Here is a 16,873-nt window from a genome sequence, read left to right as displayed (position 1 = left end):
CTTTTTACTAGGCCGAGACTTCGACTTCGTAGGAAGTAAACTTCCTGATGTTAATCACACCCGTATCAAAAATCATGTACTGACCTTTGATGCCTTGTAAAACGCCTGTGACTTCAGGGTTCTTATCAAAGTTGTGTGAAGTAATCTTAGTTGGGTGTTGATTGACCGGGTAACTGATTGGTGTAATCGCTTCGCTCAGGATTTCAATTGCATCATCACCAAATTGCTGTTTGATTTCAGTAATCTTATCTTCAACAAGAGGAAGTAGTTCTGCAAAACGAGCTTCCAATTCCATTGGCTCACCATCGCCTTTTAACAGGGTGCGCCAGTTGGTTTTATCAGCGATATGCTTAGCAAGCTCGACTTCGATTAGGCCAGAGATAAAACGGGTTTTAACCTTAAAAATCGGTAGACCTTGGGTTGCGCCTTGATCGATCCAACGAGTTGGAATCTGGGTATGTCGCGTAATACCGACTTTAAGGCTAGAAGTATTTGATAGATACACAAAGTGATCCACCATACAGTTCTCTTCGCCCCATTGCGGCTCACGGCATGTACCTTGGTCGTAGTGGCAAGTTTCTGGCTTCATAATGCACATATCGCAGCTTGCTAGCTTCTTCATGCAAACAAAGCAGTGACCTTGCGAGTAACTTTTCTTCGTTTTTTTTCCACATGCGCTACAAAAAATGTTGCCAGTGTGGGTAAGTGTTAAACGCTGTCCAATAAAGGGGGTTAGGTCGACGAGTTCATCACCAACCGGTAATCGATAGTGGACGGTATTTTCGAGAGAGGCGCGCATTTTACTTAGCGTACCTTTTGCTAATAAAGACATGACATTGCTCTTGCAGTATGGGCTTAACCCTATTGTATTTTAGCCAAATAGTGTAGCAGGTTTTGTATCGTTACTCAGGTATTCCGTTAAATCCTCGTACATCGGTCAGAAGCGGCTAATAATTCGACTATTATTGAATATAAGCTACCTCTTTATGAGTGATTTCATGTTTTTATTGATTTCTCAACAGTAAAAACAGGGTAAAATTGGAACCAAGGTTGCATAATACGCATTGTTTGAATTCTGTTTAGATATTGGTTTCTTGTGGGTGTTGAGTGAAGTTAATACACAAAATTATTTTTGGCATGGGCCTAGGGACCATCTTGCTAGTGCAACTGTATTGGATGCACGGAAGTAGCCTTCTTTTTAAAATCCCACCGAGTAAATTCACCTACCTAGCGACCAACGATCAGTCCCAAGGTGGCGTCTCTACATCTAAGCTGGCATTCGACGGTGAGCAAGCGATATTGGAATGTGAACTCGCCAAATCACCGAGCTATAGCTGGCCTTATTGTGGTGTCTCAATCAACTTAGGTAAGTCCGATTATCAAGGTGTTAACTTAGAGAAATTTCATACCATTCGACTCAATATCGACTTTGAGCAACTTGATGATGATGTGGATCCAGGTTTGCGCTTTTACCTGCGCAATTATAATGAAGCCTATTCGAGTAAAGACAACGAATACACGCAGAAATACAATGGGGTAGAGTTTAAACCCGGAACCGGCCAAGGCGTAATTGAGATACCTATTGCTAACTTACAGGTGATGACGTGGTGGTTGGCAGACAATAACATTCCAATTGAGCATTCTGCGCCAGAATACACCAACACGACTAAATTCGAATTGGCGACGGGCTCTGGTCACCACGATGGGCGCTACCGGATGGTAATCAACAGTATTGAGTTTGTTGGCCACTATATATCTGGTGAAAAGCTAATGCTTGGTTTACTGGTATTCTGGGTCTCTTTGGCACTTATATACAGCATTGTTGAGATTCGCCGTAGCCACCAGTTGATCTTGCAGGCGCATTTTAGACAAGATCATCTTAAAAAGCTCAATCGTAGCTTGAAAGAACAGAACGTCCATTTTGCCGAGCTAGCCAACCGTGATGCCCTAACGGGGGCGATGAATCGCCACTCAATCCGTGAGTGGTTAGATGTGAACTTCGAAAAAGAGGCCAATACAGCCAAGCTTTTATCAGTGCTCTATCTTGATATTGACCATTTCAAGCATGTAAATGACGAGTATGGGCATGCAATGGGGGATGACATCTTACGAGAGTTCACCATGGTCGTGCTTTCAGCTTTGAGCCCGAGTGAACGGCTTGTTCGATGGGGTGGTGAAGAGTTCGTCGTATTCTGTCCTGGAGTCCCTTTATCTGACGCTACTGAGCTGGCAGAGCGAATCCGTCATAAAGTAGAAGCGCACATTTGGGTGCATGGAGACGCATTAACCACCAGTATCGGTGTGGCGAGTCTAGGTAATGAACGCACCAATGAAATGCTTACTCGAGCGGATGAGGCTTTGTATTTAGCGAAGCGCAAAGGCCGCAACCGAGTCGCGGTCAGTGAGTAACCTCTAGCACTTGTTCGGTTTCTTCTAAAGAGAGCTCCAATTCTGTATCTGCACTATCATTGTCAGCACTGAGAATGGGCTCTTTTGGGCCTAAGAATTTTGGTTTAGCGTTTGTTACGTAGATATCCAGTACTGCTTTAGCCCTTGCGAATATTTCTCGTACCCGTACTTTCCAACCTGAGTGGCGAGAAGGACCTGGTACAGCAAAGCAACTCGCATTAATGTTGTGTGATTTGGCAATGAATAGGGCGCGTTCACAGTGAAATTTCTGTGAAATGATAAGAAAGTTATCGGTGTCGAAAATTTCCTTTGCGCGTACAACGGAATCTAACGTTCGGAAACCAGCATAATCGAGAAAAATTTTCTCTTCTGGGACTTCTGCTTTCAATAGGTCCCGTTTCATTGTCCAAGGCTCGTTGTATGAGCGATGGGCATTGTCACCACTTAATAAGAAGTGAGCTACTTTTCCTTCCTTGTACAGTTCTACCGCAGCATCCATACGGTGTGAATAGTATTCGTTGAGGATCTTACCTAGGTATTTACTCGTTCCTAGCACGACAGCCACGTCAAACTTATCTATTTGTTCAACATTGGTAAATAGCTGCTCTCGAGCCTGGTACGAAACCCATCGGTCGATGGCAAACAGTGATGCCGCCAGTACGAGTGCAAATATCGGCAGCCAACTCACAAGCCTGATAACTTGCGTCCAACTGAACCATGTTGATTGTTTTCGGTGGAATAGTCTTCGCACTAGATTTGCCGATTCCTTTGAGCCCATAGGCCGATTACTACAAACGTCATTATAACGCCGCTAAACATAATACCCGACTCGAACGATCGGAGTGTCCGGGATAGGTAAGGTGTTGCTTTTACTATGATTAAGCCGTATCCGAACGCATTAATCAATATGAAAGCGAATGTCCGAATCACAAAGTTATAAGGCCTTAACACTTTTCTCAATAGTGCATTAATTTCGCCACCTGCGACAACGAGCGCGCATGCAATCAGGGCGGTCGAAATTTCATTCAGGTATGGGACAAGGTAGTTGCCTAGTAAGTTCAAATATTCCATGAATTTCGTGAAGTGATTCCTCGTGAGGGTAGAATACCATGAACAGATTGAGCCTTGCGATAATGCAGTGACAAGGGGAAGATATTTTGGTTTTTTACCTAAGCAGAATTTTAAACAAAAAAGCCCAGCATCTCTGCTGGGCTTTTTGATACTTACGGCAATTAGAAAGCGGTACGCTTGTACTTGCGGTAAACCGGCTGCCAGAATGAAGCGTCAATCGCCTCTTCCAATGCTTCGTCGGTGATTTCTAGTGCCACACCTTGCTCAATCGCCTTCTTAGCAACGGCAAATGCAATCTTCTTAGAAACAGAGTGAATCGCTTCTAGAGGTGGAAGTAGTGCACCTTGACCATTGATTGCTAGAGGAGAACACGTTGCAAGGGCTCGGCTTGATTCCATTAGCATTTCGTCAGTAACACGTTTCGCTTGTACAGCAAGTACACCTAGACCAATGCCAGGGAAAATGTAGCTGTTGTTACATTGAGCGATAGGGTAAGTCTTACCTTCATGTGCCACTGGATCAAATGGGCTACCTGTCGCAACAAGTGCTTCGCCATTCGTCCAACGAATAATGTCATTAGGTGTCGCTTCAACACGGCTGGTTGGGTTCGATAGTGGGAAGACAATCGGACGAGCACAATGTGCGTGCATCTCTTTGATGACTTCTTCGCTAAATAGACCTGGTGCGCCAGATACGCCAACCAATACTGTTGGTTTAGCATTACGCATTACATCCAATAGTGAGTAACCGTTGCCTTCTGATTCCCACTTAGCGGTGTTCTTATGTTTCTGAACAAGACGCTGTTGGAAATCGAGCAAGTTAGGCATACCTTCTTGTAGTAAGCCCCAGCGGTCAACCATGAATACTTGAGAGCGTGCTTGTTTGTCACTGATACCTTCCGATACCATTTGCGCGATGATAGCTTCAGCAATACCACAACCAGCAGAACCAGCACCTAAGAAAGTAACGCGTTGGTCAGACAGTTTACTGCCCGCTGCTTGACATGCTGCAAGTAAAGAACCAACAGTCACTGCAGCTGTGCCTTGAATATCATCGTTAAAGCAACATACGCGATCTTTATAACGCTCAAGCAGAGGCATCGCATTTTTCTGAGCAAAATCTTCGAACTGAATTAGTGCATCAGGCCACCGACGCTGAACCGCTTGCATAAACTCTTCAACGAATGCGTCATATTCTGCGCCTGTGATACGCGGATGGCGCCAGCCCATGTACATTGGGTCAGCCAGACGCTGTGGGTTGTTAGTACCCACATCTAATACGATCGGTAGTGTGTAAGCAGGGCTGATACCACCACAAGCGGTGTAAAGAGCCAGCTTACCAATCGGAATACCCATACCACCGATGCCTTGGTCGCCTAGACCTAAGATACGTTCACCGTCAGTGACAACGATTACTTTTACGTTGTGGTTTGAGGCATTGTTAAGAATGTCATCAATGCGGTCTCGGTTAGCGTAAGAGACAAACAGACCACGGCCACGACGGTAGATGTTCGAGAAGTTTTCACATGCTGCCCCAACGGTTGGTGTGTAGATGATTGGCATCATCTCAGAGATGTGGTTTTGTACCAGACGGTAGAATAGAGTTTCGTTAGTGTCTTGAATGTTGCGTAGGTAGATGTGCTTATCCATATCGCTTTCGAAATTACGATATTGTTGGTAAGCGCGTTCCACTTGTTCCTGAATTGTTTCAGTGTTTTCTGGAAGCAGACCTTCTAGGTTAAATGAGCTTCTCTCTTCAGCTGAAAAAGCACTGCCTTTATTAAGGAGTGGGGTGCTGAGAAGCGCAGGGCCTGCATATTGGATATATAGAGGGCGTTTATCGTTATTCATCACATGCCTATAGTAAGGTTTAGGGTCGACAGACCTTTGGGAACAGGAACATAAAAATGATAGGGATTCGTTGTCGTATTGTAAACTGAATATTCCTGCATTCTGGCACAGTTTACGTATATAATTTCGTGCTTTATCCCAACAGATAGCTTAGTCCATGTCTTGCTTGCCAATCGATAGCCTCAAATCTCAATTCTTAGCGCAAATCTCGTCGCATCACCTGATTGTGGAAGCTGAAACAGGCTCAGGAAAATCGACCCGTTTACCACTGTGGGCAGCAGAGAAAGGACGTGTGTTGGTGATAGAACCTCGGCGAATTGCCTGCACATCGTTGGCACAGTTTTTAGCTGAAGAGAGTCAGCAACCACTCGGTAAGCAAGTCGGCTATGCGATCAAGCTTGAAACACGTTACGACGAAGAAACTCAAGTCGTGTTTGTGACCCCCGGCGTCGCGTTGCGTTGGTTCTCTGAAGACAAGCTAGCCAATTTCGATACCATTATTGTCGATGAGTTTCATGAAAGGCGCTGGGATACCGACTTACTGGTGGCTTTGCTCAATGATTGGCAGCAGCACCGACTGGTTGTCACCTCTGCGACCATTGAAGGCGATAAGTTGGCGACTTATGTTGGCGCAAAGCGACTGCAAGCGAGCGGACGAAATTATGATGTTGCGCTCGGCTATCGCAGTGGTGACTCTAGGCAATTGCCGGACGCGAGAAACCTAGACGAAAAAGTCAAACAAGAGGTACTTGCTCTGTCTGATATGGAGGGGGATATCCTCGTCTTCCTTCCTGGGCGTAAAGAAATCGCGCAATGTATGAGTAAGCTATCTAACCTTGAGGGTATTGTCGCCGTTCCTTTACATGCATCGGTGACAGATGAGCAGCGACAGCTTGCATTAAATGCTCAACCTTACAAGAAAGTGGTATTAGCAACCAATGTCGCTGAGACGTCGTTGACGATCCCAAATATCGTTGCGGTGATTGACTCAGGTTTGGAGCGCAGAACTGAACAAAGAAATGGCCGTACGGCTTTTAGTTTAAAGCATATCTCCAAAGCGAGCGCTAAGCAGAGAGCAGGACGCGCGGGTCGTGTCATGGATGGGCTATGCATCCGACTTTATGGTGAGCACGCGGCCTTAGCTGCGACTACGCCTCCTGAGTTACATCGAGAAACACTCACTGAAGCCATGCTCGCGTCTTCAAGCTGCGGCAAAGCGATGACCAAGTTAACCTTCTTAGAGCCGTTACCTGAAAAATCGGTGATTCAGGCGATAGAGGTACTACGCAAAATGGAGGCGATTGACGAAGATGGCATCGCGACTGAGCATGGCAAACGTCTCTATCCACTACCAATTGATGCGCTATATGCGGATCTCGTTACTCGCATCGATAAAAAGGCGCTTAAGGAAGCCATGGTCGATATGACCGCTGTGCTTGCAACACCAGCAAGTCTTTATCGTTATTCGAACAGTGAAGAGCAACAAGAAAAGCTTGCTCAAGAAGAGCCCTTCGGTTGTGATGCCCAATTGGCGATTGCTTTGATTCGTGGAGAGTCGTTCTCTGGCATCAATGTCGATAATGATGTGTTAAAAGAAGCGCAGGCATTGGCCAAACAGATGAGAGAGGCGTTCGAATTACCTGAGCTTTGCGTGGCTTCACGCTACAGCCACTGTGAACTGGTCGACGCAATCGCAGCACTGCATCCAGAGTTAGTTTTTGTAAGACGGGTAAAGCGTCGGGAAGCCTTCGCCAATGGTCTTTTTGAAGTCACTCTTGGTCGAGATAGCCGCTTACTTGATAAAGTGGAAGCGGCATTGGTGCTTGATACCCATAGCTTACCAGGCCGAGGAGTTAAACAAACACTCAATCTAGCCACGTTTACCATGCCAATAGCGCAAGCCAAACTCGCTGAATTGGGCATAGGTGAGTGGGAGCAAGCGGAGACTCAGCTTATTGATGACGTGCCTCATGTTGTGATGCACTTGATCTATGCGGGTAAAGTTATCGCGACTAAAACAGAAATGGCGAAAGGGGAGCTAGCAATTAAACCCATGATTGAAGCGGTAAAAGCGAACACAGTCATGCCGGGATTTGCCAAGTTAAGAACTGAGCAGATTGAACACTGGAAGATCTATAACGCACTTGGATTAAATAGTGAAAGCCCGGAGTCTACTCAGCTTACGTTTGACTCATGGTTTCACGAACAGCTTGCCACGCTAGAGTTAGCTGATATTGAAGAGCTGCAGTTGTTTAACGCCGACGATTTTGTTTTTGATGGGATTCCTTACTGGGAATATGAAGATTTTGCACAAACCTACCCATTTGAATTAATGCTGGGTGATTTAAACCTTGACGTTGAGTATCACGTTAACAAGAAACTGGTTTGTGTCGTGTATCGCGATGGATTGCGTAAAACCTACCCAAAACGTTGGGAGCTCCCAAGGTGGAATGGCTGGCGAGTACAATACAAAAAGGCCAGTAAAGTCGTCGACATCAAGTAGCGCATTTTGATGTATATTATTCGGTAATAAAAATATTAAACTTCGGAAACTGCATGGCGTTTTGTTGTGTGGATTTTGTTACAAAGTGTGTTTTTATATAGCTTTTCTAGCTGTTTTTTGGGTATAAAAGATGATTGTTTTATATCCTATTGCTATAACAAAGCTTATGAAGGATATTGAATACACTGTGTTGCCGACATTACGGGGGATGATATGGAACATCTAGGCAAGACAAGTGTTGTATTCGACTATACTTCTTTTCTCGGTGCTTCTTGTAGTAAGAAATGGACATTCTTAGAGGCAATGAGTACGTTTGCTCCGATCTTTAGTTTAGCTTGGAAGAATACGATAAAAGAAACTATCTCGGTTGAAGACCGCTTGTGGGATCAGGCAATGAAGTCGTTGTCTGCCAATCGTAGCGATGAGTCAAACATCGTAACCTTACTTCAACTAGCACAAACTGAAGGTATTGAAGAGTTAAAACTCGTGATGCCTTATGAGTTAGAGGCAGAACAACTAGAAAAAGTCCGCGCTAAGATTAACGTAGAAATCTCTTCATTGTCTCAAGACGAGCTCATGATTAAGTTCTAACCAAAAAAGATCTCCCTGTGAGATCTTTTTTAGTTTTCATTGTTCATAAGATAGCGCTCGATCATAAATCTTACTATTACTTCAGTAACTTGCCGGATACTTAGGCTATATTCCTAACTGTTGTTCTAATTCATCTATATACACTTTAACTGTCAAACTCCCAAACGTATGGGGTTAGCGTGAAGGTAGTTGTAGAGTCACAGGGGTTATAATGGAATTAAAACTAAGCTGGGTATTGGCACCTCTTCTAGTCGCGGCATCGCTTCCATCATTTGCGAGTCCAGAAACAAATGAGATTAAGTACGACTACTTCTATGCAGACTTAAGTGCGGGTTCACTGAATGAAAACCTAGGGGTAAATAATAACGTTACCGCATTGTCTATAGGTGGCAATTACCTATGGACGGACAACGTTTTGCTTACGCTAGATTATACGGCAAGGTTTATCCACCCGAGTGCGACGACGACAGAGTTCTACACGCTACTACCCGGTGTCGCTTATCGCTATCCTTTACTCGACAAGCTTGATGTTGTTGCTGGTGCTAAGTTGGGTTATTTGTGGGCTTCACAAACTCTCGATGCAACTGATCAGGAACTGTTTAAAGATAACGAAATGATGTGGGGCGCAAGCCTTGAGTTTAAGTATGCGCTAACCAAAACATGGGAACTCGCAATGCGAGGTGAGCTGAACAGCAGTGACTTGGCTGACGTTGGTGTGTTCCATGTTCGTGCTGACTATCAATTTAGCTCTAACTTAAGTGTCGGCGGTTTTTATACTCACAGAGATGGCGACTATCAGACTGCTGAACTTAGCGGCAATGCGACCACTAACGAAGGCGGTATCTCGCTACGCTACCTGTATTAATTCAGTTTTCGAAGTCTAGAATCAAAAAGAGCCAGCAAATTGCTGGCTCTTTTAATTTGTTGCGGCGTTATTAAAGAACAGCAGCGATGCCTTTACAAAGTGGCAGCATGTTTGAGCGAGTCATACCAGCAACACTGATTCGGCCTGAACCAACGATGTAGATAGCGAACTCTTCTTTTAGGCGATTAACTTGTTCTTTAGACAGGCCAGAGAACGAGAACATGCCGTTTTGACGTTCGATAAAGCTAAAGTCAGCGTCAACACCTTGCTCTTTCAACGTAGCCACGAAAAGTTCGCGCATCGCTTGGATACGATCGCGCATTTCAGCGACTTCCGCTTCCCATTCTGCACGTAGTTCAGCGTTGTTCAGAATATGAGTTACAACGGCACTACCGTGTGCTGGTGGGTTAGAGTAGATAGAGCGAATAATTGCTTTTACTTGAGAGAATGCAGTCGTAGCAACTTCTTCAGACTCAGCAACTAGTGTGAAGGCACCAACACGCTCATTGTATAGGCCGAAGTTCTTAGAGAATGAACTCGCGACTAGGATTTCTTTGTTGTATTTAGCAAAAATACGTAGACCTTGCGCATCTTCTTCAACGCCCTTTGCGAAACCTTGGTAAGCAAAGTCGAATAGTGGTAGAAGTTTTTTATCAGCTACAAGTTTCGCTAATGTTTCCCACTCTTCGGCTGTTGGGTCAATACCAGTAGGGTTGTGGCAGCAGCCGTGTAGTAGAACGATATCGCCTTCTGCCGCTTTCTCTAGGTCAGCGACCATAGATGCAAAGTCTTTGTCTTTCGTTTCAGCGTTGTAGTAGCTGTATTGCGCAGTTTGGATACCCGCAGCAGTGAATACACCGTTGTGGTTTGCCCATGTTGGGTTGCTGATCCAGATTTTAGCATCACTTAACTGACGCTTAATGAATTCACCAGCGACGCGAAGCGCGCCTGTGCCACCTGGCGCTTGAGCGGTTTTTGCACGTTTGTCTGCAACGATCTCTGCATCAGCACCGAATAGAAGTTTTTGAACCGCTAATGCGTATTCTGCTGTCCCTTCGATTGTTAAGTATGATTTGGTTTTCTCAGTCTCGATAAGCGCAGCTTCGGCCTTTTTTACCGTCGCAAGAACAGGGGTCTCACCTTGTTCATTTTTGTAAATACCAACACCTAGGTTGATCTTTTCTGAGCGAGCGTCTTTTTTAAACTCTTCAGTAAGGCCTAGAATCGGGTCCGCAGGAGCCGCAACTACTTTTTCAAACATAATCGTCATCCGTGTTAATCGAAGGGAAGATATAAATAACTCGTTTATTTATACCTGTCTAAACGATGAGTGACAACAGCGAAAGGAAGAAAATAGTGAAATATAAACGTTTAGCGTTTACTCAGGTCAATTTGAGGGATTTAAAACAACTATCCCTTTCACTTTTATGCGGAAAGGGATAGTAGAACACATGAAATTGATGAGGGAATTAGGCAGGGCTAGAAGTTAACTGTTGGAGCTGTTCACGCTCAAGTTCATTTTCTTGTTTTTCAAGCCCACGATATTTGTCAGCAATCGCAACAAACTCATGCTCTATGGCTAGGAAAGCGTCTACGATTTGCGGGTCAAAGTGCTGGCCATTTCCTTCAAGGATAATCGATTTCGCCTTGTTATGGCTGAAGGCTTTTTTGTATACACGTTCGGAAATAAGTGCATCATAAACATCAGCTAATGCCATTAATCGACCTGAAAGGGGAATTTCTTCGCCTTTTAGACCGTTAGGATAGCCTTTACCGTCCCACTTTTCGTGGTGAGTAAGGGAAATTTCCTTAGCGAGCTGTAAGAAGGAGTTACTACCAAGTTGTTGCTCGGCCATCGATAGGGCTTTCGCACCAATCTCGGGGTGGCCTTTCATTACTTCAAACTCTTCATCAGTTAACTTCCCAGGTTTTAGTAATATCTGGTCAGGGATACCGACTTTGCCCACATCATGCAACGGTGCGGATTTGTAGAGAAGTTCAATATAGCTGTCAGTGAGTAATGCTTGGTGTTGTTCAAATTGGCTGAGGTATTGCGCGAGAGCTCTGACATATTCTTGAGTTCTTAATATATGTGCGCCGGTTTCGTTGTCACGTGACTCGGCCAGAGCCGAAAGGCTAATGATCGCCACATCGCGAGTTGTTTTAACTTCTTCTTGGCTCGACTGTAAGCTGTCCAACATTTCATTGGTCAATGACGCCATAGAGCCCAACTCGTCATGTTCGAAAATAGGCAGTCGAGTATTGATATTGCCTTTGGTTACCTCTACCAATGAGCATTCTTGAGCCAAGAGGATTTTATGCATAAGTTTTGACCACAACACCATAATAGTGATCGCATAGCCACCTAACACAAAGGCAATATAGATAAACTCTTTGATAACACTGATCTTACCGCTGCCATCAAGGACGCGCTCAGGGTTGTGCTCTAGCCAAAAAATGTCTTTAACAGCAACCATTGCGAGCATCGTTGACAGTGTCACCAACAGCAAACTCACCATGATGATCATCTGCTTGACCATAGATTGGCGTTCACCGCTTAGTTCAAAGTTACGGCGTTGTTGATTGGAAAGGTTGTCAAATTGAGCGAGCTTAGTGGTTAACTGTAAGATTAACCCAGTAAAAAAGCCAAAAAGCGTCATGCCTAGTAGCACTTTTAAATTGCTATCGAGTGTGAACTCATAGTGGAAGTTGTAAAACAGCGCGAGAGGAATACTGGCTAAGAAAAACAAAGTTGCATCAAGCCGCGCAAGCCTGTTTTCAGCGACGAGAGAGTGACCTCGCAGTAAATAGTGACGGAATAAAAAAACGATCCCATAGGTGACAGAGACATGGAAGAGTATTTGGCTCGCCGTTAATGTTTCAAGCATTGGGCAAACGCGCCCACCATAAATGCCAAAGATCAGTGCTGCAACCGCGTAAAGTTTTAATGTAAGGGATGCTTTATAGTTTGAGTTCACCATCATCTAGACCCTGCGCCTTAAGTTTATCCTATGAATAGGATGAGTATTCATAACTACCAGTGATAAAGACCCGGCATCATATCGCTAAATTTCGAAAATGAATACATTAATACAACAATAGTTGTAGATTTGGCTTCGTACTAAAGATTAGTGCAGTTGAGGGGGGAAAGTATGGCAGTAAAGTTCCATGCCCAGACTGGCATGGAACGGATGTTAGCGCTTGAATAGAAGCTACTTCTTGAGATTAATTTCTGACTCGCGCGCTTGAGTTTCAATGTCAGGAGCTGAGTTCAATTTGTTTTTAGCCCACTCATTGATATGAGAAAGAATCGCTTTAACCGCGTGTTTTTCTGTAGCCACTTCACCTTCAGTCACCTCAAGGTCTTGTTTTGGGTGAGAGCCCGTTGCGTCTTCTGCAATATGTAGCCAATCAGGGTGCCAGTAATAAGGCTGGCCACTTGGCGTTGTCCAACTATGAACGCCGTTGCTTTCGCCTTTGTACTCGATATGTGATGAATCGTATTTTTTCATTATTCTTATCCCTGTCATTAAGGTTAATTGGATCACTTTAACCTGATAAATGTAACAGAGTTTTAAAGATTTAATGTGATATGGTGCAACAAACAGGATGCGTTAAAAACTAATCTTGCCGACGAGAGATAAGTAACTCTTTGATTTTGTGAACTATGATATGGTTCGGGTAAGAAAGAGGGAATAATGAACCGATATCAACAGCTCGCACAACAACTTAAAGAACAGATTAAATCGCAAACTTGGAGAGCAGGAGAGAAAATCCCGTCGATCCGAGCGGCAAGCCAAAGCTTCTCTGTCAGTCCTGCTACTGTCCTACAAGCCTATCAACTATTGGAATCTGAAGGGTGGCTCAATGCGCGCCCACAGTCAGGTTACTTTGTTACCGCAATACTTGAGAGAGCTAATGACGGTGAGTCAGAAGAACCCCCAACGTTGCCTAAGTTCAATGATACGCTGTTTGATTTTCTTCAATCGAATAGTCGAGCCTCGGTGGCACTTGGTTCGGCGTTCCCAGACCCGAGCTTATTTCCGATTGCAACGTTAAATCGTCATCTCGCGAGTGCTGGGCGCAAAATGTCGGCGCAAAGCGTGGTATCGAATATGCCACCTGGCAATGAAGACTTAAGACGACTGATTGCTCAGCGCTATCTCAAACAAGGAGTCGATGTTTCTCACCAAGATATTGTCATTACTTCTGGTGGACTTGAAGCGCTTAACCTCAGCTTACAAGTCGTGACGAAGCCGGGAGATTATGTCGCAATTGAAACGCCGACTTTCTATGGTGCATTACAAGCGGTAGAACGGCTTGGCTTAAAGCCCATCGAGATCCCAGTGGACCCCAAACAGGGCCTAAATATCCAAGTATTGGAAAAAGCCTTCCAAAAACACGACATCAAAGCGTTTTGGCTGATGGCCAATTTTCATAACCCTACCGGTTCTACGTTAAGTGATGAGAAGAAACAAGCCGTCGTGCAACTGGCTATTCAATACAAGGTAAAGCTGATTGAAGATGATGTCTATTCAGAGCTGCACTTTGGCAATGATAAGCCTAAACCGCTTAAGGCTTGGGATCATAAAGAAGACGTCTTGCTCTGCGGCTCACTATCTAAAGCGTTGTGCCCTGGTTATCGCATTGGCTGGGTGGTCAATCGACTGTTTAACGAACCAATTCAAAAGCAGCAATTAATTTCCACTTTATCGGGCAGTGCGCCAATTCAGCAAGGCGTCGCGCACTTTTTGACTCACGAAAGCTTTGATAATCACTTAAGGAAGTTACGTAAAGAGTTGGAAGTGAGACAAGAGTACGTTGTGTCTTTGCTTAATCGATTATTGGCGGAGCGAGTGACAATCCATGTACCCAGCGGTGGGTATTTTATCTGGATAGGGTTACCAAAGCATATCGATACGCAGAGTTTATTTAATGTCACTCTTAAACAGGGCGTTACCTTTGGTTTCGGGGAGCTATTTGGTGACAATAAGCTGCACGGCAACTTTATTCGATTGAACACATCATTTAAACCGAGCTCAGAACTTGATCAGGCGTTGAAACTTATCGCATCGAAGATAATGGAGTAACTGCTTGGTTAATTTTTGCCGTAACTGTACTGCTGGTTAACACACTGTTTATGCTGAAATAGCGAAAGTTGTTTAAGTGTGGTGACAGTATGGAAAAGCAGAACATTAACAATGAAGTTCGTTTGATTGGCGTAGCCATTGTGCTCGCGTTGCTCTTAGTTGTGGGGCATTTGATTTTAGCCAAATCATTTGAAGGAATCGCTTGGGTAGAATATACGGCGGCAGCGATACCTTTTGTCATGTTTGGTTTATGCATATTTGGAATACATTCAGCGGCGCGTTCTAGTCGTTCGGAATAATCGAAGCGCTAACCATCAAGGCTAGCCCTTGGGTTATTTAGTGACGCTATCGTGGGGAAGGTGAGGTGTTAGTTTACTGCAATATCAGCCTATAGATTTTTAGCCCCAAGCTTCTGTAAATTGGGGCTTTTTTCGTCTGTAAACTGAAATAGCGTACGTGTAGTAGAATTTACGCTGACTCGAGAAATCAATATGCTCCTCATTTCCTAAATACTGACAAAGCATGTCATAATCTCTTCTCTACACAAAGTTAACATTTGAAGGACCCAAATGACTGCTACCGAATTTCTCAACGATCTAAACCGACGTTATCTTGCCATCCACCGCAACAAAGAAGACTTCTTTTGGGAAACCTATATGGGGATCAGTGATGACCATGATGGCTCAACCAAAGCACAAACTGCATGGACGAGTTTCTTAAGTGATGCAGAGCAAATTGTAACCATCAAACAGCAGCTAGAAGCGGTAGATTCTATTGCCGATACTAGCGAAAGACAGCAAACGCGTATTGGTCTGCAAGGTTGGTTAGCGACGTTTCAATCTCACGCAATTGAAGGGACCGAGGCTCAAGCACTGAAAAATGAATTGATCGCATTTGAAGCTGCCTTGTTTGAGAAAAAGCAAAAACATACGCTCTATTATCAAGATGAAAATGGTCATCAAGCCGAAGGCTCATTACCTGTATTAGCTGCAGCAATCCGTACCAATGATAATGAAGATGCTCGTCAGTCAGCGCATCAGGCACTCCTTAATTTAGAGCAGTGGCTACTTGAAAATGGCTTCATTGAATTGATAAAACTGCGTAACCAATTTGCTCGCTCTCTCGGTTACGATAGTTTCTTTGATTATTCTGTCGCGAAAAAAGAGATGATGTCATCGCAAGAGTTGTTTGCGATTTTAGATGACTTTGAATTGCGTACGCGCGACGCGAACCTGTCTAGTTTAGAAAATCTTGCGCATGAAAAAGGCCAAAATGCTTTAACGGGTCATAACTTTGTCTATTCATATTCTGGTGACGCAATGCGTGACCTAGACCCGTATGTTCCGTTCTCAAAGTCCTTGCGTCGTTGGGTTGAGTCATTTGGCCGCCTAAATATTGATTATTCTCAAGCTAAGCTCACACTGGATTTACTGGATAGAAAAGGAAAATACCAAAACGGATTCTGCCATGGCCCAGTCCCATCATTCTATGATCAGAATGAATGGATCCCAGCTCAAGTCAACTTTACAAGTAACGCCAAGCCAGACCAAATAGGCAGTGGTTATTCTGGTATCAATACTTTGTTCCATGAAGGTGGTCATGCTGCACATTTTGCTAATGTTAAAATGAATGCGCCATGTTTTTCCCAAGAATTCGCTCCAACTTCAATGGCATACGCTGAAACACAATCGATGTTCTGTGATAGCTTGCTAAATGATGCAGATTGGCTAAAACAGTACGCTCTAGATGCAGATGGCAATCCGGTCCCTGATGAGATCATCCAAGCGATGATCAACAGCAGTCAACCTTTTGCCGCTTACCAAGAACGCAGCATACTTGTGGTGCCTTATTTTGAACGTGCTCTTTATCAATTGAGTGATGAGGAACTGACTCCAGAGCGTATTACAGCGTTAGCACGTGAGTGTGAAAAGCGGATTTTGGGGATCGAATGTAGTCCTCGTCCTTTGATGGCTATTCCGCACCTCATTTCTGATGAAGCTGCTTGTGCATATCACGGTTACTTGCTGGCACACATGGCCGTTTACCAAACGCGCGCGTACTTCTTAGATAAGTTTGGCTACCTGACGGATAACCCAGAAATTGGCCCTCTGTTAGCAAAACATTATTGGCACGCTGGGAATCAACGATCTCATAACGAGACAATCACTAGCTTAACTGGGGAAGGGTTTAATGCTAAGTACCTTGCGGATGCATGTAATCAATCACCACAACAAGCATGGGTAGAGCAGCAAGAGAAGATTGCAGGTTTAGCAACCCGCCAGAGAGCAGAGGTCGTTTCACTCAATGCGACAATTAAAGTGGTCGATGGCAGTCAAGAGCTGGCTAATAACCAAGGTTCTGACGAACAGATGTGCGATCAATTTGAGCGTTGCATTAAACAAACTTACGGTTGTTGATGCCTAGTCGATTATAGGCTTGACGGTTTTAAATCGTAGAACAAAAAAACGGTCCTAATTAGGACCGTTTTTATATG

The 16,873-nt window shown here is 44.3% G+C and carries 14 protein-coding genes; 7 read left to right on the top strand and 7 right to left on the bottom strand.

Annotation, left to right across the window (positions count from 1 at the left end; genetic code table 11):
* Positions 1-7: 7 nt before the first annotated feature.
* Positions 8-832, bottom strand: coding sequence for a DUF2797 domain-containing protein (locus ACHUFZ_RS02300; RefSeq protein WP_394125697.1), 825 nt, complete (start codon positions 830-832; stop codon positions 8-10).
* Between the two features lie 305 nt (positions 833-1,137).
* On the opposite strand from ACHUFZ_RS02300, the gene ACHUFZ_RS02295 reads away from it, so the two are divergent.
* On the top strand, positions 1,138-2,409 hold the full coding sequence (locus ACHUFZ_RS02295) for a GGDEF domain-containing protein (protein WP_394125844.1): 1,272 nt from the start codon (positions 1,138-1,140) through the stop codon (positions 2,407-2,409).
* Here ACHUFZ_RS02295 and ACHUFZ_RS02290 read toward each other — a convergent pair.
* The 3 genes from ACHUFZ_RS02290 to ACHUFZ_RS02280 form a co-directional block, all read right to left on the bottom strand.
* Positions 2,399-3,187, bottom strand: a complete 789-nt coding sequence (locus ACHUFZ_RS02290; protein ID WP_394125696.1) for a SanA/YdcF family protein — start codon at positions 3,185-3,187, stop codon at positions 2,399-2,401. The genes ACHUFZ_RS02295 and ACHUFZ_RS02290 overlap by 11 nt on opposite strands.
* Positions 3,160-3,480: a DUF3392 domain-containing protein gene (locus ACHUFZ_RS02285; protein WP_394125695.1), complete on the bottom strand. Its 321-nt coding sequence runs from the start codon at positions 3,478-3,480 to the stop codon at positions 3,160-3,162. Before ACHUFZ_RS02285 ends, ACHUFZ_RS02290 begins: the two co-directional genes overlap by 28 nt.
* Before the next feature lie 161 nt (positions 3,481-3,641).
* Positions 3,642-5,330 carry an NAD-dependent malic enzyme gene (locus ACHUFZ_RS02280; protein ID WP_394125694.1) on the bottom strand — a complete coding sequence of 563 codons (1,689 nt, stop codon included), beginning with the start codon at positions 5,328-5,330 and terminating at the stop codon, positions 3,642-3,644.
* A 157-nt stretch (positions 5,331-5,487) separates the two neighbouring features.
* Between ACHUFZ_RS02280 and ACHUFZ_RS02275 the strand changes: the two genes are divergently transcribed.
* From ACHUFZ_RS02275 to ACHUFZ_RS02265, 3 genes are all read left to right on the top strand, one after another.
* Positions 5,488-7,833: a helicase-related protein gene (locus tag ACHUFZ_RS02275; RefSeq protein ID WP_394125693.1), complete on the top strand. Its 2,346-nt coding sequence runs from the start codon at positions 5,488-5,490 to the stop codon at positions 7,831-7,833.
* Between the two features lie 213 nt (positions 7,834-8,046).
* The gene (locus tag ACHUFZ_RS02270; RefSeq protein WP_394125692.1) at positions 8,047-8,424 is read left to right on the top strand and encodes a transporter; all 378 of its coding nucleotides are present in this window, start codon (positions 8,047-8,049) and stop codon (positions 8,422-8,424) included.
* A 211-nt stretch (positions 8,425-8,635) separates the two neighbouring features.
* Positions 8,636-9,289, top strand: coding sequence for an outer membrane beta-barrel protein (locus ACHUFZ_RS02265; RefSeq protein WP_394125691.1), 654 nt, complete (start codon positions 8,636-8,638; stop codon positions 9,287-9,289).
* Positions 9,290-9,359: 70 nt separating this feature from the next.
* Here the strand turns inward: ACHUFZ_RS02265 and ACHUFZ_RS02260 are convergent, their stop codons facing one another.
* The 3 genes from ACHUFZ_RS02260 to ACHUFZ_RS02250 form a co-directional block, all read right to left on the bottom strand.
* A complete protein-coding gene (locus tag ACHUFZ_RS02260) occupies positions 9,360-10,550 on the bottom strand; it encodes an amino acid aminotransferase (protein ID WP_394125690.1) in 1,191 nt (396 codons plus the stop codon).
* A 208-nt stretch (positions 10,551-10,758) separates the two neighbouring features.
* Positions 10,759-12,270, bottom strand: a complete 1,512-nt coding sequence (locus tag ACHUFZ_RS02255) for an HD-GYP domain-containing protein (RefSeq protein ID WP_394125843.1) — start codon at positions 12,268-12,270, stop codon at positions 10,759-10,761.
* A 231-nt stretch (positions 12,271-12,501) separates the two neighbouring features.
* A complete protein-coding gene (locus ACHUFZ_RS02250; RefSeq protein ID WP_394125689.1) occupies positions 12,502-12,801 on the bottom strand; it encodes a hypothetical protein in 300 nt (99 codons plus the stop codon).
* Positions 12,802-12,987: 186 nt separating this feature from the next.
* Between ACHUFZ_RS02250 and ACHUFZ_RS02245 the strand changes: the two genes are divergently transcribed.
* From ACHUFZ_RS02245 to ACHUFZ_RS02235, 3 genes are all read left to right on the top strand, one after another.
* Positions 12,988-14,379, top strand: a complete 1,392-nt coding sequence (locus ACHUFZ_RS02245; RefSeq protein ID WP_394125688.1) for an aminotransferase-like domain-containing protein — start codon at positions 12,988-12,990, stop codon at positions 14,377-14,379.
* 89 nt (positions 14,380-14,468) lie between these two features.
* Positions 14,469-14,678 carry a hypothetical protein gene (locus tag ACHUFZ_RS02240; RefSeq protein WP_394125687.1) on the top strand — a complete coding sequence of 70 codons (210 nt, stop codon included), beginning with the start codon at positions 14,469-14,471 and terminating at the stop codon, positions 14,676-14,678.
* Between the two features lie 270 nt (positions 14,679-14,948).
* Positions 14,949-16,796: a M3 family metallopeptidase gene (locus ACHUFZ_RS02235; RefSeq protein ID WP_394125686.1), complete on the top strand. Its 1,848-nt coding sequence runs from the start codon at positions 14,949-14,951 to the stop codon at positions 16,794-16,796.
* Positions 16,797-16,873: the final 77 nt, after the last annotated feature.

The sequence above is a fragment of the Vibrio hepatarius genome (assembly GCF_043642085.1).
GTDB lineage: Bacteria > Pseudomonadota > Gammaproteobacteria > Enterobacterales > Vibrionaceae > Vibrio > Vibrio hepatarius_C.
Note: the sequence above shows the minus strand (reverse complement) of the source record. Positions and strands in the feature narration are given on the sequence as shown.